At 39.3% G+C, this 19,306-nt stretch carries 18 protein-coding genes and 1 tRNA gene; 1 reads left to right on the top strand and 18 read right to left on the bottom strand.

The features are described 5' to 3' along the window. The first annotated feature begins 2 nt into the window (after positions 1-2). Entirely contained in the window at positions 3-1,223 is a 1,221-nt protein-coding gene (locus ACFILY_RS03370; protein ID WP_375637523.1) for an MFS transporter, read from the top strand. Between the two features lie 941 nt (positions 1,224-2,164). Here the strand turns inward: ACFILY_RS03370 and ACFILY_RS03365 are convergent. The 18 genes from ACFILY_RS03365 to ACFILY_RS03280 form a co-directional block, all read right to left on the bottom strand. Next, positions 2,165-2,332 carry a hypothetical protein gene (locus ACFILY_RS03365; protein WP_375637524.1) on the bottom strand — a complete coding sequence of 56 codons (168 nt, stop codon included), beginning with the start codon at positions 2,330-2,332 and terminating at the stop codon, positions 2,165-2,167. 65 nt (positions 2,333-2,397) lie between these two features. Continuing rightward, positions 2,398-2,544 (bottom strand): hypothetical protein, encoded by a 147-nt coding sequence (locus ACFILY_RS03360; RefSeq protein ID WP_375643366.1) that lies wholly within the window; start codon positions 2,542-2,544, stop codon positions 2,398-2,400. Positions 2,545-2,999: 455 nt separating this feature from the next. Then, positions 3,000-3,173, bottom strand: a complete 174-nt coding sequence (locus tag ACFILY_RS03355) for a hypothetical protein (protein WP_273790372.1) — start codon at positions 3,171-3,173, stop codon at positions 3,000-3,002. A 40-nt stretch (positions 3,174-3,213) separates the two neighbouring features. Continuing rightward, positions 3,214-3,402, bottom strand: a complete 189-nt coding sequence (locus ACFILY_RS03350) for an NADPH-dependent FMN reductase (RefSeq protein WP_375612108.1) — start codon at positions 3,400-3,402, stop codon at positions 3,214-3,216. Between the two features lie 316 nt (positions 3,403-3,718). Then, entirely contained in the window at positions 3,719-4,567 is an 849-nt protein-coding gene (locus ACFILY_RS03345) for an MATE family efflux transporter (protein WP_375637526.1), read from the bottom strand. Positions 4,568-4,588: 21 nt separating this feature from the next. Next, entirely contained in the window at positions 4,589-5,062 is a 474-nt protein-coding gene (locus ACFILY_RS03340; RefSeq protein WP_375637527.1) for an MATE family efflux transporter, read from the bottom strand. 931 nt (positions 5,063-5,993) lie between these two features. Continuing rightward, a complete protein-coding gene (locus ACFILY_RS03335) occupies positions 5,994-7,244 on the bottom strand; it encodes an MFS transporter (RefSeq protein ID WP_375637528.1) in 1,251 nt (416 codons plus the stop codon). A gap of 314 nt (positions 7,245-7,558) precedes the next feature. Next, on the bottom strand, positions 7,559-10,756 hold the full coding sequence (locus ACFILY_RS03330) for a DEAD/DEAH box helicase family protein (protein ID WP_375630996.1): 3,198 nt from the start codon (positions 10,754-10,756) through the stop codon (positions 7,559-7,561). Positions 10,757-10,784: 28 nt separating this feature from the next. Beyond that, positions 10,785-12,653, bottom strand: a complete 1,869-nt coding sequence (locus ACFILY_RS03325) for a site-specific DNA-methyltransferase (protein ID WP_375630995.1) — start codon at positions 12,651-12,653, stop codon at positions 10,785-10,787. 429 nt (positions 12,654-13,082) lie between these two features. After that, complete coding sequence (locus tag ACFILY_RS03320; protein WP_375630994.1) at positions 13,083-13,292, bottom strand: hypothetical protein; 210 nt, start codon at positions 13,290-13,292, stop codon at positions 13,083-13,085. A 351-nt stretch (positions 13,293-13,643) separates the two neighbouring features. After that, complete coding sequence (locus ACFILY_RS03315; protein WP_375630993.1) at positions 13,644-13,772, bottom strand: DUF2924 domain-containing protein; 129 nt, start codon at positions 13,770-13,772, stop codon at positions 13,644-13,646. A gap of 812 nt (positions 13,773-14,584) precedes the next feature. Continuing rightward, the gene (locus ACFILY_RS03310) at positions 14,585-15,088 is read right to left on the bottom strand and encodes a DUF6622 family protein (protein ID WP_074380593.1); all 504 of its coding nucleotides are present in this window, start codon (positions 15,086-15,088) and stop codon (positions 14,585-14,587) included. Between the two features lies 1 nt (position 15,089). Next, entirely contained in the window at positions 15,090-15,647 is a 558-nt protein-coding gene (locus ACFILY_RS03305) for a hypothetical protein (RefSeq protein ID WP_375637529.1), read from the bottom strand. Then, positions 15,635-15,880, bottom strand: coding sequence for a hypothetical protein (locus tag ACFILY_RS03300; protein ID WP_375637530.1), 246 nt, complete (start codon positions 15,878-15,880; stop codon positions 15,635-15,637). The genes ACFILY_RS03305 and ACFILY_RS03300 overlap by 13 nt, the downstream gene beginning before the upstream one ends. Further along, the gene (locus tag ACFILY_RS03295; RefSeq protein WP_375637531.1) at positions 15,877-16,431 is read right to left on the bottom strand and encodes a beta-hydroxyacyl-ACP dehydratase; all 555 of its coding nucleotides are present in this window, start codon (positions 16,429-16,431) and stop codon (positions 15,877-15,879) included. The genes ACFILY_RS03300 and ACFILY_RS03295 overlap by 4 nt, the downstream gene beginning before the upstream one ends. Continuing rightward, the gene (locus ACFILY_RS03290; RefSeq protein ID WP_375630989.1) at positions 16,422-16,715 is read right to left on the bottom strand and encodes a hypothetical protein; all 294 of its coding nucleotides are present in this window, start codon (positions 16,713-16,715) and stop codon (positions 16,422-16,424) included. The genes ACFILY_RS03295 and ACFILY_RS03290 overlap by 10 nt, the downstream gene beginning before the upstream one ends. Positions 16,716-16,910: 195 nt before the next feature. Next, a tRNA-His gene (locus ACFILY_RS03285) sits at positions 16,911-16,987 on the bottom strand. Positions 16,988-17,127: 140 nt separating this feature from the next. Beyond that, positions 17,128-18,210 (bottom strand): quinone-dependent dihydroorotate dehydrogenase, encoded by a 1,083-nt coding sequence (locus ACFILY_RS03280; RefSeq protein ID WP_375637532.1) that lies wholly within the window; start codon positions 18,208-18,210, stop codon positions 17,128-17,130. Between the last annotated feature and the right edge of the window lie 1,096 nt (positions 18,211-19,306).

Here is a 19,306-nt window from a genome sequence, read left to right as displayed (position 1 = left end):
GAATGTTCACGCTTTTTGCCAACAGGAACATACGCTATTTTTGCCTAACCGTTAGTCTGCTCGCCTTACTCAGCGGTGCTTTGCGCACTGCCATCCCGCTATTAGCAAGACAATCTGGATATGGCGTAGTCGGAGTAAGTTGGGCGCAAGGTCTCTTCTCATTAGCGTGGCCAATTTTCGGCATCCTTGCAGGCGCTTTACTTGATCGCTGCGACAAAATAAAACTTGCCACCACAGCTCTCCTCATCTTCATGCTACTGCATATTGTCCTGTTCGTACTGCTCATGATACAGATTGCTCCAGCCGAACAAATTTTCTTCTATGCAACCATTGCTGGATTCATCGTCGTTTCTGCCGAAGCTTATATAATGACGATTCCACCACTTATCATGGAGGGAGAGCGATTGATGACCTTCTACTCAATTGTCTTGTTTTTAGATTTCGGGGTCTCCTATTTTCTTGCCCCTGTCATAACAAGCAGCATTTTAGGGCATGGCACACTGCTATTTCTTGGCTTGTTAATCGTGCTTTTTATCACATTGATTTTTACCGCTCGCCGTGCTGTTCCGACATCGCCAACACTTGATAAAGAAAACATCACTTTCCGTTATATTATTGCCGGCTTTCGTTTCATTTTTTCAAATCGGCATCTTACCTCCCTTACATTACTCACATTCTTTCTATCGGTGGTATTTGGAGCATTCCTAACCTCGTTCATCTTCTTCGTTACCGACAGTCGGTATCTGGGCCTACATAGCAGCCAATATGGCGTGATGTTTGCGGCCTACGCGCTTGGAACAATGGCAGGTGCCCTATTTGCGCCGCGTATACGTTATGCACCGGTGCGCCTAGCTGTTCTCACTGACGGTTTAGGAACGGTTGTCTTGCTGCTGATTCCAGCCTTTTCAAAAAGTGCTGTCGTCGTATGGGGCGTCACCTTTATCGCTGGCGTTGGAGCAAGTTTATGGTTTATTGGTGTTACCGCCTTCAGGCAGCGCCTCACACCAAAGCAACTTCTCGGGCGAGCTAATTCTGCTTTTCGGGTGATAGGCTATGCTGGAATGCCGGTCGGAAGCTTTTTGGTCGGCGTCCTTGGTTCTTTTATATCATTGCAGTTTGCTGCCGCCTTTATCGCTGGACTACTATTGGTGGCTATCGCGATAACGCTTCCATTTCTTTGGCAGGCTGATCATATAAACACACCCAATCCTGCCACGAGGTAACAGCTGCTTTTTAAAAAAGACACGGTCAAAAAAGGCACACATACCCTATTACGCAATCGATTGATCTGTTCTTTGGACGAGGAAATTATAACCATAATGGCTGATAGAGCCAGCGGCACTATAGAAGCAGCCAAACAAGCGCTAAAGACAAAACAGCCCCTTTACGTTGCATTGGGCGATGATCCAACGCCTATATGAAGGATGCAGAGAGCTTATAGCGCACAGAGCGCAATTCTTAACTAAAAACTCCGCCCTAGCAATGCCTACTTATACTCCAGTTAATCCGTCACCCGCTGGACATCAAATGCCTCACCCCTTTACCGCTCCTCAAAATACATTTTGTTGCACTTACGCGCCGTATTCTTCCTTTGTAATTAAAAGACCAGCCCTCCTTTCCTAATTTAGGATCTCTGCCTACACAACGAGCAACAGATGCGACCATATATGCAATCACGCCTTAGGGCCTGCATAGTAGGAAGCTTAGTTCGAGAGATTCATAAAGCCTATATCCCAATAAATTTTCCACCCAATCCACCTTTTAAAAGGGCGGATTTATATAAACCGTTAGAGCAAGCTATGAAATCCTTAGGTGTATTAGAAATAATTGGCTGTTTTTACCTCAGACCAATGTTGATTGACTTTTACTCGTGCATATACGCAAGCGGTGCTACTCTTTTCTCAGATAGAAAGGACATAATCGTTACCATCTGACCTATTATTGTTTGAAAATAAAGAACAAGTATCAGTGCGACTGATGATATTGAAGAGCTATCTCATTTGTGGCTGTACTTAATTACGGCATTGGGAAGCTAGACACGCAATCCCCCATTTCTGCGCGCCTTCTGCATGATATTCATAAGATTTTACGCGGTACGTCCAAAAGCCTTGGCTAATTTCGCAAAGCACAAAATTAGCTTGGCGGTACGCAATTAAAGACAGCGTCATTCGTGCCGCCCACTCCTACCACAGCCCCCCACTCTTTCTACCACCATCCCCCGCTTAGAATCGCGCCAACTCATCACCGGTGCCTCGTTAAACACCACACCAGTCTCAAGGGCGGTAAAATGCGCCTTGCCACATTTAATCTTCAGCATTTCTTTAAGGCGCAAATCAAACTCGCTATTCGTTCCTTTTGTTTCCAGTACAAAATAAAGCTTTTGCGCGCCATCTCACTCTAAAACACCCCCAAATCCGGCGTGTAAGAGCCTATGAGCGCCACGATTTTAAAGCTCCTTGGCAATTTAAAAAATAATTTTACTTCGGAGGCATTATCATTAATTTTGCGCAAATTCTTTCTCAATATTACTCTTATAAACCCCACATGATCATATACACTCTTCTCATTGACCACCGCCGGCCATATGATCGCCTTTTCCGACCTAATTTTACAGATATGGGATCAATCTCATTGTGATGCGCACATCCAGAGATTATTTTATCCTCTGCATTAGAACCAAAAACATGAACAATACGCAGAGGCTTCGGTAAGAAGGCCAACCGCTCAATCTCAACCTACACGAAAATGCATGTGCAAGCGAATGCCCCCCCCATAATATGCAATATTTCAAGCCTGTCCAGAGGGGTACCCCTTTTAAAAATTGTGCCTATGGCTTATAATAATCTCCAAAATATACATTTAGCCCTTGTCTGAAATAACTCAATTTTGGATTGATGAGAACGAAAACGCGCTGCGATAATCACGTTGTTCAGCCCTAATAACCGGCGAAGGGAGCCAATATTCCTGCACCACCAATGACTAAATAACGGTATTTCCTATCATTTTTGATCATATCCTCCACCCTTATTGTACATTTTATCAGCAAGATGTGCGCAGCAAGCCCGTACATTTACGCTGCTAAGTCTCCGTGTGCGGTTTTCATTCTCAAACGCAAAATCATCTTTAGCCGAAGCAACTTGATATTGCAGCGCCTGTCCATAAAGCGTATGCACAATTGGTACCAAATATACACAGGGCAGTGCGCATTTTGGGTTATATTGTCATGAGAGAGATGACCAAAAACTTTATCCCAAAAGCATTATACTCTAAATTATCAAGAGCATTCTTCAATCCCCCTGAATAAGACCCGTGATAAACAGGGCTTGCAAGAATAACATCGTTAGCGTCTGCGATTGTTTTGACAAATGCATGCGTTTTAGCATCACAATGGTAATGACTTATAAAAACAACAACTTTTTTAAATGCCTCCTCAACGGCGTATGAATATAAGCACGTTTTTTCTCGTCATTTTTTAAGGTATTAAACTCTTCCAATCTACCGAACTTACTCTTAAATTGTAGCCGAATGATTTTAATAAACCCATATTATTTTAAAAACTCAACAAATAATATTGAGGCTACAATCAAAGACACTTCTTTTCAATATTAAGCAAGTTTTGTAACCTATATTGTTATCTCCATAGAAGTAAAAACAGCCTCTATGGATGGTGAGTAGCTAAGCCTTCACAGCTAGTGCTTTACAAGCGCTTTTATAACACTCACTCTGCCCCAAACATAGGATTGCATTTTATTAAATAACCCACGCGCATATAATTAAAGAGAGAAACGATTAAGCTTGCACCAATCATGCCAAGCCAATAGCCAATAAAGTCATATTCAAAAAAATTTGCCATTAGCGCTCCCCCAAATAGGCCTAACCCCCAATAACTTATTGCTACAACAATTGTTGACCAAAACGTATCAAGCAAACCCACAAGTATGCCATTGAGCATAGCTCCTAAAGTGCCAAAAGCAAAAGACAATAAGATGAACGGAAGCAACTTCCAAGAGAAAACAACAACGCTGTCTTCAGAAATATTAAAGATGGTTGTAAGGATAAATTCATAAGAGAGATAAACAACCACTGATAAAAATAAGACATAAGCTACAGCAAAAACTGTGACACTCATACGCAGCTGTTTTAGAGCCATATTATTCCTATCTGCTCTATACCACGCTGCTATTGTCGCGGCTGCGCTGGAAATCCCCAAAGCCACCACAGAAATAAGCATATCGAGTCGCATCCCTATCGTATGTGCGGCCAAAGATTCGATCCCATAAGCCGTAATCATGAATGCAATAACCGAAGGAAAGCCCTCCGCAATAAGAATACGTATACCAATAGGTAGCCCTACTCGCAGCAATTTTATTATTCGTGAAATCTCTAACTTTGGTCTCAAATAATTAAAGCAAAAAGAATGAAAAGCAGAATTGCGGGACAAAATTATTGCTGCTGCAATAACAATTAAAATACGGATCAAACTGCTCGCAATTCCTGCACCAAAGACACCTAATCCGCTTGCAGAACCTATACCAAAAATAAGCAGCCAAGAGATAAAAAAGTTCACGATGATAGCCGCAAGCATAACCTAGGTTAAGGGCTTTGGATTACCAATTGCTGACAGTAATCCCCGGCTATTCACATAAAGATAAAAAAACACCACTCCTATAGCAGCACCACTATTATATTCCTGCGCTATATTGGCAATTGTCCCATCTTGGCCGAGAAAACACAAAATATTCCTCGTGTTGAGTAAAATGATCGCACTCATCATTCCAATCACAAGGGAAAGCCATATTCCTTGATCAAACCATGCCTTTAATGCATATCTATCTTGTCTACGAAAACTTTCCGCAAGTTTTGGTGCAACCGCGGTAATAATACCTAGCCCAAACAACATAACAAAACTAAATATACTCAGAGCTAACATTGTACCACTCAAGGCTTGCACGCCTAAATGCGCTACAAGCGCTGCATCTGTGAAGGAAATCATCATCTGAAAGATAAACCCAACAGCCAGAGGCATGCCAAGAGAGAGCAATTGCTTCATCACAACAAACATTGTGAAATATCTTTCCATATTGAAGGGCATATTAAGCTCGGATCTTTTAAACAAAACACATTGATTTTTTCCGTAAAGTCTTTCCATCGCAAGTCTTGTGTAAAGGATGCATAATGAGAACGCATTAAGGTAAGAGGAGATGCCCAGTTCTTAAAAAAGAAGCGCAATGCACCTTTATTGGTTTTTTGGACTTTATGCCATGCGTTTTTTTGTACAATATTATGCCCCCAAGCAACTACAGTCATTGATAAAAGATCCTCAGCGAGCCGTTTGTTCGTCTTGTATATCCATTTTTAGTATTTTTAATCAAACTTTTTGGTACTGCAAGTAATACACCTGTGCTAACCTTTGCTTACTCGCTGCTTACATACGTAAAAAAACAAAGCCGACCAAGTTGTCAAAAAACACAGGCATTAGCATTTTTACAATCCATTGTGCCTATACACCAATTAAAAAAGAGCATTTATGATACATAAGGCACCTCGATGCCCCACCGCTTTACGATCTAAAATTATGAAACTTTATTTCAACAACCAACGCACAATATTTTACGGACGCAAAAGCACCATCTAGCACTCACTAGGAGAGCATTCTATAACTATACGCACCATGTCCACATCACAAAACTATAGAGACTTCATATGAATGATTGCCCTCTCCAAAAATAATAATTTTGTCCACCTCCGAATCCAATCTGAAGTATTCATTTAACAACACATCAATATCATATCCTCTTGATATGCTCGTTCGCGATATTTCTGGCTAATAGCCGCACAATCATTTGATGTATTCAAATCGGTAAGCATCTCTACTAAAAACGATGGACAGCTATTAATTTCGACTCAATCCATATAAGATGACCCACACACTATTCTTTCCTGTGTCTTTATGTAAGTCACAGGCAAGGCCCTATTCAACTGTATCTTCACTCTCAGACCTCTTCGTTTTTTATTAACTTTTTATCAGTATAAAGCCAGGCCAAATTAAGCGGGATAATTAAACATATACACACCAAGGCAAAACAAAAAGCTGCTTCTATACAAACATTATTTGCCAACCAACCAATCAGCACAAGCGCTAAAATACCCAAAATACGCGCAAGAAAACTAACAATGGATAAAACCGTATTTGCATTCTTTTGTTGAATATGTTTAAAAAACTCTGCTTCAAACTGCGTCATAGGAACAGAAAAAAAACTATGAAATACGGTGAATAAAATAATAGGAGCCCAACTGTTTGCAACGAGGAGCAGAGCAAGCATAACAACAGCACTTAGGACGAGTGAGCACAAAGTTATCGCCATAGGAGCATATTTTTGCATAAGATATTTAATTACAAAGCGATTAAATAAGTATTTTACGAGAGTATAAGACACAAAGCACAGGCCAAGAATAAGAATTTTAGTCTTTCCTGTCGCATTGTCTAATACTCCTGTCTGTCCCAAAATAAAAGGTTGCCAAAAATGAAATATTGGCTGCAATGCAGCAACAATAAAACCACATATCAATATATAATATAATCCGATTTTTGAGGTAACTAAATAAGTAAAAGCTTCTGTTGCATGCAACAAAGAACCCGAGTCTATTGACTGACTATCCGAAGCGGATGCAATACCTATCCCCGTCACCCGACTAAACAAGAATACAAGCACGAGAAACCCGAAAGAACAAAAATAATATGCCGACTGATAATTATCCATACACAAAACAATAAGAACACCTAGCGCACCAGCAACCATATTCATGAATGCCGTTAGTTCCCGTTTATAGGCATTTACTTGGTGGTAGATCAAACTACCCTTGTATCCACCGCCGTCGATTAAGCCTTTAATCCATGTGCTATCAGCGCCAGAGCATAAAGCAAAGCCTAAAGCATAAATAATTTCTGCCGGAATTAAGACAGAAAGATTAGGCGCGTAAATACATAAAAAGAAGAAGAGCGAAAAAAAGAAACATGATAAGATAACATTTTTTTTAACGCCAATTTTATCTCCTAAAATCCCACAAGGCACTTCAAAAATACAAATAGCCGCGCTAAACACAATTTGCAATAAGGCTAACTGTGCTATACTAACGCCCATAGACAAGAAAAAAAAAGCATGGAAGGAACCTGTAATCAACCGAACCCCGCTCATTGCCCCACAGCCATAGAGCAACTTTTTAACTTCATAATCTATCGTCATTAATATATCCAAAAGCTATAAAGCTGGCGGCTTTTTTGCCGCCAGCTTTATATATTTTAAAACTTCAATTCATAGAAGCGCCTCAAGCAGCCATTTTCTGCTCACTTGCTCGGGCTTTGAGCGCAGCAACATCAACCCGTTTAATTTTTTTTCAGGGGTTTATACATATCTTTAGTTTTCATAACTTTACCTCCTGTATTAAATGAAAACAATTAAATTCAACATGAAGTGTACATTATAACTACCTTTTATCAATTTATTATTTTGATATAAAAAGCTTTTCTCCCCTCCCCCTTAAGTATTTCATGCTCCAATCATTCTGTAACAACCACCGCAGCACTTGGAAACTCATGCGCCCCTTCGGGCAAAGTACGCTTATATTCACGCCAATTTATCACCGGCTGGTCGTTAAACGCAACGCTCGTTTGCAGTGCAGCAAAATGCGCTTTGCCGCATTTAATCTTCAGTATTTCTTTAAGTCGCAAATCAAACTCGCTATTTGCCCCTTTTGTCTCCAGCACAAAGTAAAGCTTTTGTTCGCCATCTCGCTCTAAAAAAACTGCCCAATCAGGCGTATAAGAACCAATGGGAGTGGCTATTTTAAAACTTCTTGGTAGTTTAAAAAACAATCTGACTTCAGGATCATTTTCAAGACTTTGTGCAAACTCTTTCTCCACACTGCTTTCATAAACCACATGATCATACACACTCTTCTCACTCACAACAGCTGTACGCTCTAAATTTGCCACAAGCTCTTCACTGGTAAAAAGCTCTTGCACACTATATTCTTGCCCGACCAGCTTTAAATATTTAATGCCATCAATTGTAAGATTAACATGGGTTTTATTGAGTATTTCTTCTATGCGCTCTAAAAAAGCTTGTGGATTTTTTACAAACTCATGCTCACGGCCACTCTTGGTCAAAATACCAATAATTGTCTTTGTGGTTAATTTCAGCTTTAAGGTCAAATAATGTACAATGTTCGGCAGTGCACAAAAACTATAATCAAGCGCACTCTGCTTTAATAACTGCTCTTCATAGGTCACACCAGCACTATCCAGTTCTATCTCTGCTGTCTGATAAACCAAATGCGCGGGCGCAACTGGCGCCATTTTTTCCACTGCATCCACTGCTTTGGCAACAAACTCTGTGCGATCAAGCTTTGCACGATAAGTGGTCTTTTTATTGATCTTTTCCCACAAGGCCAAAAACTCTGGTGAAGCCACTGTTTGCTTTTTAAGCTTAACCCGCACCTCGCGCGTAGCATTACGAATAATCGGCATGGCTTGGCTCGCTTCTAGCGCCTGCAGCACAGCCTGCTTCTGCCCTTTACTAAAACGTTCACTTAAATCTAACGTCCCAGTCGCCCATTGCGCTTTTAATGTATCTGTGATTTTTCCTGCTGATGTAAGCAAGGCTTTTTCACGCAACTCAACCAATATATCAGCAGCCTCTTGCGAAGACAGAATTTTTGTTTCTGTCACAGTTGTCATATAAATCAGATCTTGCAGCGTCTCAACATTAATAAGCGCGCCCGCATCAGTTTTTTTCACAATTTCTTGACGCAATTCGCGTGGCATTTCCTCCGCCCCTATAGCATCAAATTCGCTCGCTACTAAATCTTGATCTACTTTAACGACACCTGCCTCATCAATAAAATCTTTTGCAACAAGTATTTTAACAATTTTTTGTGCTTGCGATACTTCCACTTTAGCGGCCACATATTTTACATCTTCATAAATACGGCCAACCAAATGCTCCATCTGCAATGTACCAAGTTTATAACCAATATCCGCCTCTAATTCTTTTTGCAATGTACTCACAAACTCAGCAAAGCTTTCATTCACCATGACATGCAGCACATTTATATCTTTATCTTCTACCTGTTCACCGTGTTGGTTTACGCACAAGCGCAAACCGCGACCAATCTTTTGCCGTACGGTAAAATTCGATTTTTGCTCAATCAACATACACACTTGAAACACATTCGGATTATCCCAGCCTTCTCTCAAGGCCGAATGCGAAAAGATAAAACGCAAGGGGCATGCAAAAGATAATAACCACTCCTTATCACGCATAATCGTGTTATAAGTGTCATCATCAGCTTGGCTGTCGCCCTTTGTATCCTTATAGACGCCTTTTTTGTCTTGCGAGAAATAACCGCCGTGCACGTTCCGAACATTTTGTGCAAACTTAGTTCGCAAGGAGGCATATTTCTTTTTCGCCAACAGCTCTTCATAACATTCTTCAAACATACGCTCATAAAGTGCTGGCTCTTCATCAGAGCTACGATATTTAGCCACCTCATCAATAAAAAAAAGTGATAAAACTTTAATCCCTAAAGGCGCAAGCCGCAATTCTTTATCTAAATGTGTTTCTATAGTGCGATAAATTTGCGCGCGTTTAAGCTCTATTGTATTCACATCACCAAGGGCGTGGCCAAATTTGACAATTTCAGTATCAGAAAACTCAACAGCTTCATCCCCCGCCATGCAATTGATACCCGAAACAATATAACCCCTATAAAGCTCACGCCCGCCCGTAACGCGATACAGATCATCGCCTTGTCTCACTGTAACTGTTTTGCGGCTCACAGTGCCATTCTTTCCCGCAATATCCAACTCTAAGCGCGCCTTAAAGCCATGTTTGTGAGATACGGATTTCAAGGCAATATAGGGACGGTTAAAATTTTGCTCTATCTGATTAGAAGAAACACAAATTTGCTTTACCAGTCCTTTTTTATAAGCATCAACAGGTGTTAAACGATATAAAAGATTAATCTCATCTTTATGCGTGGCACTATAGCGGAAAACACAAAGCGGATTAAGGCTCGCAATAGCCTCCTTCGCTTTTGCTGTATTATCCACCGATTGCGGTTCATCTATGATCACAATCGGATTTGTATCTTGGATATAGCGCATAGCACTTTCGCCATTCAGTCTATCTTGCGGAAGGTTGATAATATTTTCTGCTTTTTTAAATGCATCAATATTGATAATCATAATTTCAATATTGGTTGAGCTTGCAAATTGGCGAATTTGCGAAAGATCTTTTGAATTATAAATAAAATAACGATAGGGCAGATTATCAAACTCTGCTTGAAAATGCTCCCTTGTTACCTGAAGTGATTTATACACCCCTTCGCGAATAGCAACACTTGGTACGACGATAATAAATTTGGTAAAGCCATAGCGTTGATTTAACTCAAAAATCGTCTTGCTATAGACATAAGTTTTGCCTGTTCCCGTTTCCATCTCAATAGAAAACTGCTTTTGCTCTAGCGTCTTACTCGCCAAGAGTTTATTGTTCTGTTGCACCTCTTGTAAATTTGCTAATATGCTTTCATCACTGATCAATAATTGATTACCATAACCAAATTCATTTAACGCTAATTGTCCTTGTTCTGAATGCAAGAAAATAGAAGAATTCCGTCGTGGTTGGCCTTTAAATAAATCAATGACGCTTTTAACCGCATCATTTTGAAATTCTTGTTGTTTAAATTTAAGTTTCATATCGCCGCCCCAATCGTCTCTCTATAGTTTAAATTTTATCAAAACTTACTTCATTGTCTTTAAAGATAAAGTCGCAATTAATAAGCGCCTCATCACTTTTAAAGGCCGCATCAAGCGCTACGATTTTTACGGGCAAATACTTTATCATCTCTTCCGCATCTTCGGGTTCAAAGGGCGGGTCTATGGCTATAATTACCAAGACATCGCCTTCGCTCTCGCCTATATAATAGAATTTTTTGCCATTGATTGGTAAAGGGTAAATTTTTAAATCCAGTGGCCAACCATATTTAAGTATGATTTCGAAGATAATATCTTGATGAGAGCGCTCGGGATTCACCCCCTGCAAAATATGATCCAAGCGCATTTGCAATTGTTCTTTAACATCAAGTGCATTCGGATCAATCGGGCTATCGTCCCATATGGAAAAGTTGGAACTATCGAGCTCTAGAACGCGAAATCCGGTGTCTAGAGGCTGCTCACTTGTGAGTTCTGCTTCATGCTTTTTCTTAATTTGTGCACCAGCGCGGCGAATACGTTCAATACCTATATCGCAGATAGTTTTATAACCAGTTTTATAGGCTTCGCTCTTTTCATCACATAATTCAGGCAATTGCACCATGATGAATTTGCGATTACCACCATCTTCAGCATTCAAAGCCATCACTGCATGCGCCGTTGTACTAGAACCAGCAAAAAAATCGAAAATGATGTCGTTGTCACTGGTCGTCTGTTCAATCAATTGCTTTATAAGACTCACACCCTTGGGATGATCAAAAAATTGGCCGCCTAAAAGTTCTCGTAATTGTTTGGTCGCTATAAAATTCATATCTGTTTCAAGCATTGTACTAAATGGTTTAGTTTGAGATTTAACTTCTGTTTGATGACGTTTATAAGTAGGCGTACCTTGTCCGTTTTTTGGGAAGATCACCTTGCCTTCTTTGATGATGTTTGCCATTCGTCCTTTTTCATAAGCCCATACACGATTGGGATTACACTGGTAAACTACACCCGTTTTTGGATCAGTAATCGGGTAATTAAGATTTGGCCGCTCTGATGCTGTTTTATTGCATGTCAAATTATCAGCCATCCAAGGCCCGCGCGGGTCATTATCGGGGTTGGTATAATTTGCAAAACTCTTTTGTACTCCACTAAAAACAGTGTGCCTGCGACTATAACACAAAATGTAATCATGGTCTGTACTTACATTGTTTTGCGCATCATTAGCACCAGTGCGTTTCCTCCACACCAGCTGCGCAACAAAATTCTCTTCGCCAAACACTTCATCACATACTTTGCGCAAATTATGAACTTCATGATCATCTATTGAGATAAAAATCACCCCATCGTCACGCAATAAGGTCTGTGCCAAACGCAAGCGCGGATAAATCATATTGAGCCAAGCCGTGTGAAACCGCCCCATTGTCTCAGGGTTCGATTTTGTCGTTTGGCTCGTCACTTCCTTATATCGCGCCAATGGGTCTTTAAAATCATCATCATAGATAAAATCATTACCCGTATTATAGGGCGGGTCTATATAGATCATCTTCACTTGGCCAAAATAAGCCCGCTGGATAAGTTTTAACACTTCAAGATTATCGCCCTTAATATAAAGATTATGTGTATTATCAAAGTTTACGCTCTCCTCGCGCTTCGGGCGCAATGTCGCAAATGAAGGCTTTTGAGCAAGCTTTAAACTTGCTCCTTTGCCCTTCCATTCAAATTTGAACTTCTCAAAATCATTATCAATATATTCGCCGCATAGATTAAGAAGCTGATCTATATCCAGCTTTCCCTCAGCAAAACATTGCGGAAAGACTGCTTTTAACTTTTCTATGTCTGGATTAATAGGGCTTTGACTCATGCCCTCTATTTTATCTTCACCCGCTATTATACTCATCTTTGCGCTTCTCCGTTACGCTTAGTATAAAATATGTCTATGAATATTTCTTTTGTACGTCGCAATTCCTTTTATCCTATTTATTTCTATATCCTCTGCAAATTTACTTTCATGAAAAATGTCGTATAAGCTGTTCTCTTTATTTTTTAAAGTTTCTTGTGCTTGTTTTATTTCTTTTTGCTTACGCAAGTCAGCTAAATAAATTCGCATTACCACATTTTGATCATTTTGCTTTTCTTTGATTTACTTTGCAAAAGCAATAATTTCGCGCTCTAAATTAGCCGCTGTTTGGCATAATAAAGACAGCGATTTTATATTTTTTCTTGTGTGCTATTATGGCACTTACAAATATTATCAATAAGCTTATCAATTGGCACAAGCACATCCAAGTACTATCACTGCCAACGAAAACATAAATTTCTTCATCATTTATTTCGACGCAATAAAAACCATTTCACAAGGGATTATGTCAGCATCCACTTCTAGTTTTCCCTTGTCCGCACAAGCAAGATTTGCTAAAATACCTTTTACGGAAGGTAAAATAAAAACACCCTCAAACGCCCACCAGTAGGCTGAAAATCCTTCCCATGCCATAAAACGCTTTGCCTTTATAGGTTTTATACTGTGTGTCAGATTCATAATAAAATATAGCTCTTATCATTTTGTCCCTGAGTAATTTGTATTGCCTTATCAATCATATAATTAGGCTCATGTATAAACCATGCTTTTACAATCTGCCATAGGAATGTATTAATCTCTTGCACTCGCTCCTTAAATATATTGCGGCATGATTTTTACATTATCAGCAACGTTGGTATTAATTGCCAACCTTCATGACGGTAAGCTTTAACAAAGCTTTCGTCTGCTTCTTTTTGTCGTCCCGTTAGTTAAACTCTTGCTTTAAACCTTCTTCGGTTTTACGTCTATATATAGCGCCGCGTATTGGTTTTATCGCTTGTTTAAGCACCTTTCTTGTCCCCTGTCATCCTCTCATCCCCGCCTTACAAGGCCAAAAAACAAATGGCTATTCCAATTGATGCCGGTAATATGCTTGGCAATAACTTTCAAGCTTTTGTAAATCTTGCCCTCATTGATAGCCTTTTGGCACCACAAGCACATGATGCGTTTGTCCTAAATAATCGTCACTGAAATAAGTGTGCCATAAGGCTTTGGGCTCCTACATTGACGTATACTTTACTGTGGCTATTTCTTGCTCTAATTGTTTACAACTCATTGTCTAATCCTCTCAAACACATGAATGTTCTATTTCCTCGATTAGTCCAGAAAATAGTGTGTGTTCACAAAGTCAGACAAAAGTGCAATTTATTCTTTTGCATTGGATAGCTCAACTCCCTCCACGCTTAGAACCAATAAACCTAAGCTTATTGCTGCTATAAGTTTACCGCGCACCCAAAACGAGAAATTTATATCCTATTGAAAAAATAAATTTAGAAGATCCCTTCTTAAACAAAGTCTCGACTAAATAAGATGGTTTGGGCATTTTTAGCAAAAGAGATAAAAATTCACTATCTCAAGGATCTTAACTACGTTATCGATCATACGCAAAAAAGGTGAGAAGTGCAGATTTCTAAAAGAAATGATAATAGTCTTATAAAGAGAAATGGTACTGCAAGCGATACATCGGTTCGAACGTTCTCTTTAAAAACACACCGTAATTACAAGCGGCTTCAAAAAACAGCCTTACTAATATAATATTAGCTAGAGGGTTACATGTATATCGCAATAATAATGCACTCATTCCCGCAAGAGTGCTCCACATATTATGGCGTAGACTGTACAAACTCTGCCGCTCTTGCATACTCAGGCGTAAGGCCACTTAGTCGTATAGCAGCCGCAGTTTCAACGTAAAATAGCGGACGCTTCTGTATCATAATACTTGACAGAAGCATCAACAGCTAAGGATATAGGAACTAATTTGGATTCTTTCGAAATGCTATATATAAATTTAATGTGCCGCCCCACAACACACCACCAGTAAACCCACTTAAAAGACCAAAAAGAAGGTTAAAATCAAATGCATATTTCAAATCAGGTACAACCTTGAGAAAAACAATCAATGTGAATTTGATGACAAAAGCGATAAGAATAAATGTCAGCGTCAACGGCGTACCAGGCAGAATAATGAAATCCGTTCCCTCTTTGATTTTTAAACGCGCAGTAGCACGCCAGAGCAACCAGCCAACGCCAAAGCCGATCATCAGCCCTGCCAACATTGCGATTGCTCCCCAGCGTGGGAAAGCCAGCTGGTTAATCACATCGCTTGCGCCCAAAAAAAGAAAGACTAACGGCAAGAGAAAAAGGCGGTAAACCTTCGTTTCCCTATCTTTCAATGCGATTATTCCCCTCGCAATGAGAAAAATAAGCAAAATCCAAGCCCATAAAGGGGTTCCGGTCAGAATGTTAAACAATGACATATTATGCTCCATGATGTTTGATGCGATAAAAATATTGCATGATGTTAGGAAGATATTTAGAAAAAAGAATACCAGTACAAATTAAACCCATAGTGACCAACCAAATCTGCGGGGTCCATGTAAAAAAAGCCACTAGAAGGCCATTGGCAAAAAAGATGATTACCCAAATCCATGTAATATATTTATTGATGAGATAAAATAGGATATGTTTGCGTTTTTCTTCAGAAACACCAGCACTGGCATAAAAAATGGTAAAGGGTTTCTTTACCAGCAAGCTAATCAATGAAACCAGAGCAAGTGACAGATAGCAAAAAACTGTGGGGTAGTTCAGTAAAAGTGTAGACCATCCAGCGAAATAATTAACAAACAGGACAATAACTGTCAGAATGTTAGTAATCATCACGGGTTCTCCCTGCCGGACAATTTTAATATTCACAGCAATAATGAACAATGAAATCACAGTTAAGATGAGAGAGCGTTCGACCAGAGTTAAAAAGTTTCCATTGATAACCCAGGAGTAAATACTCCACGGAATAAAAGAGATTATTATGTTAAACATGGCGCATCCTCCTTTTTATATTTGATAGAAAACTTACCGCAAGTGCTTCGTTTTTTAGTTTCCGTATGAATATAAAAAACGCCACCCGGTTCATACTCTGTATCCTGTTTAATGGTCAACTGATAGGTATCTCCCGGATAAACTGCTTCAATGAACTTTACTTTTTTCAGCGCAACAGATGCGATATTTTTTGTCCTACCCTGCGTGGCTAAAGCCAGAACCATCTCAATCATAGTGAACCAGGACATACGGCGCGGGAGGGGAAATGTTCCTCAAAAAGCGGGTGATGCGCATTAAAGGAAAAAGTACAAGAATCTCCGGTTACGGAGGAAATCTTACATAAATCGCCTAGTAATGGAAGAGCGGCTTTCTCAGAACACGAGCTAAAGAAGCAGACCTTACTGACCATGATGATTGCCTGCGCAATAACGGCCTTTCCATTGTCATATGTGCTAGCCTTACAGTGAATACGGTAGGCCTCATTAATGCGTTCAATATGTCCTTCAACGCATAACCGATCGCTATCAAAATGGGTGGTAGAGAAAAACTGTTCAACCATAACAGGGAGATAGCGATAAGTGAGATCCGAGTTTTTAGCCACCACGGTGGCGAATCGAACTGAAAACTGATGCAAGGCTTCGAGTAACAAGCCCTGTTTCAAATAGTTATGGGCTAAATTCCAGTGAGAAATATCGATTTGCCCGCAAGCACGCATCGGTGCGGTTAAGGTAATACTCTGACATATACCCAAGAAATTTGGCTCGGTGTGATGCTTTATAGCCATAATTGGGAGACCTTTTTATATTTTTCTCTTAAATCCTTTGATGATAAACTGAAGGAATGAGTGCTAAACCGCGCTTGATAGTGCGCGAGAAGTATCGGCATACGACAAACGAAAAAAGCCAACAATCCCAGCTCAGGAGCAGCCCGATGTTTGCTCATGATGCTTGCAATTAGAAAATCGACATTGGGTTGCTGTCCTGTATTGTCCGAAATAGATCGCGCAAGCGAACTGAAGGGGCGCATAGGCGCCTGAAAGCGTAAAAAAAAAGAAATCAACCCAGACATCCCGTTGCATAATCGGATGACCAAACCCTAGCCAGGGTTTGTCTTTGCAATAATGCGTTACCGCCACCTCAAGATTCTCTATTTCAATCTCATGGAGGACACTAGAAAGTCGCATGGCAGCATATTTGCAGGCTCCTATATGCGCGAGACCAGTAGCACAAAATCCACCGATTAGTGCAGAAATGACGTCTCTCTTGGTACGGTTGGTGGGATTTGAACCTACGACCTCTGGTGCCACAAACCAGCGCTCTAACCAACTGAGCTACAACCGCATAAAAAGAAAATGTATCATAAATGTTCACGATTTCGTAAACATTTATTCTTACGCTTATGTGACATAAGGAAAATCAACAAAGTTTGCAAGCCCCTTAAAAAAAATCTCGCAATTTTTTGTGAAGAAAAAAGCGTTTTTTTACAAAGGAAATTTTGCCCAATGTTCAAGACTATGATCACGATAGCTTTTTATGTTATCAACTCCATCTTGTTGCATCATCTGCAAAATCTCTTGCAGAATAGTTATGACAAGATCTGGACCTTCATAAACCATCCCACTATATAATTGAATTAAATCTGCACCAGCTTTTACTTTTTCCAAAGCGGTTTGTGCGTCCTTTACACCGCCAACACCAATAATTGCAATCTCCTTCCCTAATTTTTGACGCATTTTTGCAAGCACAATAGTAGAACGCTCAAAAAGTGGACGTCCAGAAAGCCCACCCTGTTCATTACTGAAGTGACTATTGCTAAGCCCCTGGCGTGAAAGAGTTGTGTTAGAAACAATCAGTCCATTAAAATCAGAAAGTTTTATTTCTTCAGCAACATCATCTAATTCTTTCTCTGATAAATCGGGAGCAATTTTTAAAAAAATAGGAATGGAGAATCCATGCTTGTTCTCTTGCTCATTTCGCGCTTTCGAAACTGCACTCAACAAAAGATGCAAACTGTCACGGGCCTGTAAATCACGTAAACCTGGTGTATTAGGAGAAGAAATATTAACCGTAAAATAATCAGCAACATCATAAAAATGAACAATACCAACAGTATAATCATCAATCTTATCGACCGTATCCTTATTGGCTCCAATGTTGACTCCTATAACACCAGTTTTTTTACACGCACGCAATCTATTGTAAACAACTTGATGTCCGTCATTATTAAAGCCCATTCTATTAATAATCGCTTCATCTTCTTTTAAACGGAAAAGCCGTGGTTTAGGATTTCCAATCTGAGGCTTTGGTGTCACTGTCCCAATTTCAGTAAAACCAAATCCTAAACGAAAAATACCATCTACAACCTCTGCATTTTTATCAAACCCCGCTGCAAGACCAATAAAATTTTCAAACTCAAGACCAGCAACAGTTACACACAAACGTTTGTCGATAACCTTTTGACAACCATTTAATCCACTTTTCAGCCCGAGAATCGCTAAACCGTGTGCTTGCTCTGGATCCACCATAAATAAGGCAGAACGGCCAATACAACGAAAAAAACTCATTAATCCTTCTCCACAACATAAAAATGATCCATCGCACCTCACCTATATCTTTTAACACAAAAGATTTCCAATCAAAGAAAGCATATTATCCAAATAATATTCCCCTTCTAGAAGAAAAATCATCATATAATAGCCATACATGTTTATATTGATATATACTGTGTAAAGAACTTTTTATTCTTAAAAAATGTTTCTCTTTTTCGACATTTTTTAAAGATTAAAATATGAATCCTAATCTTATAAAATGCAGTATGAATTGAAACATCAATGGCTCTTTACCATAGTCATGGTTTTGTGGCATCTTATGCAGGCAAGCTCATAATTCTCTTAAATATGCATGCAAATGCCCTCTATTCCCAAAGTTCCTTTGTGTAATATTGTTTTCAACAGAAACAAAGCTTGTTCTATCAAGCTATTTTTTTCCTAGCATTTATAGGATACATGGTTCATAAAAACATCTAAATTCATACTATTGTTGCACCATTTATTAGCAACAGAATGTTCAATCAATTTGTACTCTATTGATAAAATTTTGAAGAATCTGCGTTGTTTCCTTTGCCATTTCTGATGCGTTAAATACAATTTTGCATCTATTAAGTGCTCTGTCTAACATATATTTTAAGCAATGACAGTTGATCGTTGAACTCACACCTATCATACCAACGACTTCCAAACCAAAATGATCTTGCAAACCCTAGAGCTCTGCTATTTATAAACTGATACAATCTTCCAGCAGATGAAATGTGTTTCTTCCATCGGAATTATCTCCATTTTAGCTCATGCAACCCAGTACAAATAGCTTTTAGATAAGCCATAATGCCCTCCTAATTTCTATTATCGCTTACTAAATTAAAGGGGAATTAAATTATAAGTTTTACTGTGGTATTGTGTAAAAATCTCTCTTTTTAATGTTAACATAAAAATCTTGAGGCAATTATATAAATTAAGCTACAGTTTTCTACTTTCTGTTGAAAAAGCAGATATAGTTTTTATTAAAAAAGCTTTTTTCTAGGAAAGGTTCTATGTACATTCAAATAGAGCCTAAAATCCAAATAGAACCCTAAAGCTCTTTATTAAACCTTATAAAGTCTTTGAA

The organism is Bartonella sp. CL25QHWL (assembly GCF_042195335.1).
Taxonomy (GTDB): domain Bacteria; phylum Pseudomonadota; class Alphaproteobacteria; order Rhizobiales; family Rhizobiaceae; genus Bartonella.
Note: the sequence above shows the minus strand (reverse complement) of the source record. Positions and strands in the feature narration are given on the sequence as shown.

Coding starts and splice junctions, on each gene's coding strand:
- ACFILY_RS03370 (WP_375637523.1), top strand. CDS start 3: ATGTTCACGCTTTTTGCCAACAGGAACATACGCTATTTTTGCCTAACC.
- ACFILY_RS03340 (WP_375637527.1), bottom strand. CDS start 5,062: ATGTTTGTTGTGATGAAGCAATTGCTCTCTCTTGGCATGCCTCTGGCT.
- ACFILY_RS03335 (WP_375637528.1), bottom strand. CDS start 7,244: ATGACGATAGATTATGAAGTTAAAAAGTTGCTCTATGGCTGTGGGGCA.
- ACFILY_RS03330 (WP_375630996.1), bottom strand. CDS start 10,756: ATGAAACTTAAATTTAAACAACAAGAATTTCAAAATGATGCGGTTAAA.
- ACFILY_RS03325 (WP_375630995.1), bottom strand. CDS start 12,653: ATGAGTATAATAGCGGGTGAAGATAAAATAGAGGGCATGAGTCAAAGC.
- ACFILY_RS03320 (WP_375630994.1), bottom strand. CDS start 13,292: ATGAATCTGACACACAGTATAAAACCTATAAAGGCAAAGCGTTTTATG.
- ACFILY_RS03315 (WP_375630993.1), bottom strand. CDS start 13,772: ATGTGCTTGTGGTGCCAAAAGGCTATCAATGAGGGCAAGATTTACAAA.
- ACFILY_RS03310 (WP_074380593.1), bottom strand. CDS start 15,088: ATGTCATTGTTTAACATTCTGACCGGAACCCCTTTATGGGCTTGGATT.
- ACFILY_RS03305 (WP_375637529.1), bottom strand. CDS start 15,647: ATGTTTAACATAATAATCTCTTTTATTCCGTGGAGTATTTACTCCTGG.
- ACFILY_RS03300 (WP_375637530.1), bottom strand. CDS start 15,880: ATGATTGAGATGGTTCTGGCTTTAGCCACGCAGGGTAGGACAAAAAAT.
- ACFILY_RS03295 (WP_375637531.1), bottom strand. CDS start 16,431: ATGGCTATAAAGCATCACACCGAGCCAAATTTCTTGGGTATATGTCAG.
- ACFILY_RS03290 (WP_375630989.1), bottom strand. CDS start 16,715: ATGTCTGGGTTGATTTCTTTTTTTTTACGCTTTCAGGCGCCTATGCGC.
- ACFILY_RS03280 (WP_375637532.1), bottom strand. CDS start 18,210: ATGAGTTTTTTTCGTTGTATTGGCCGTTCTGCCTTATTTATGGTGGAT.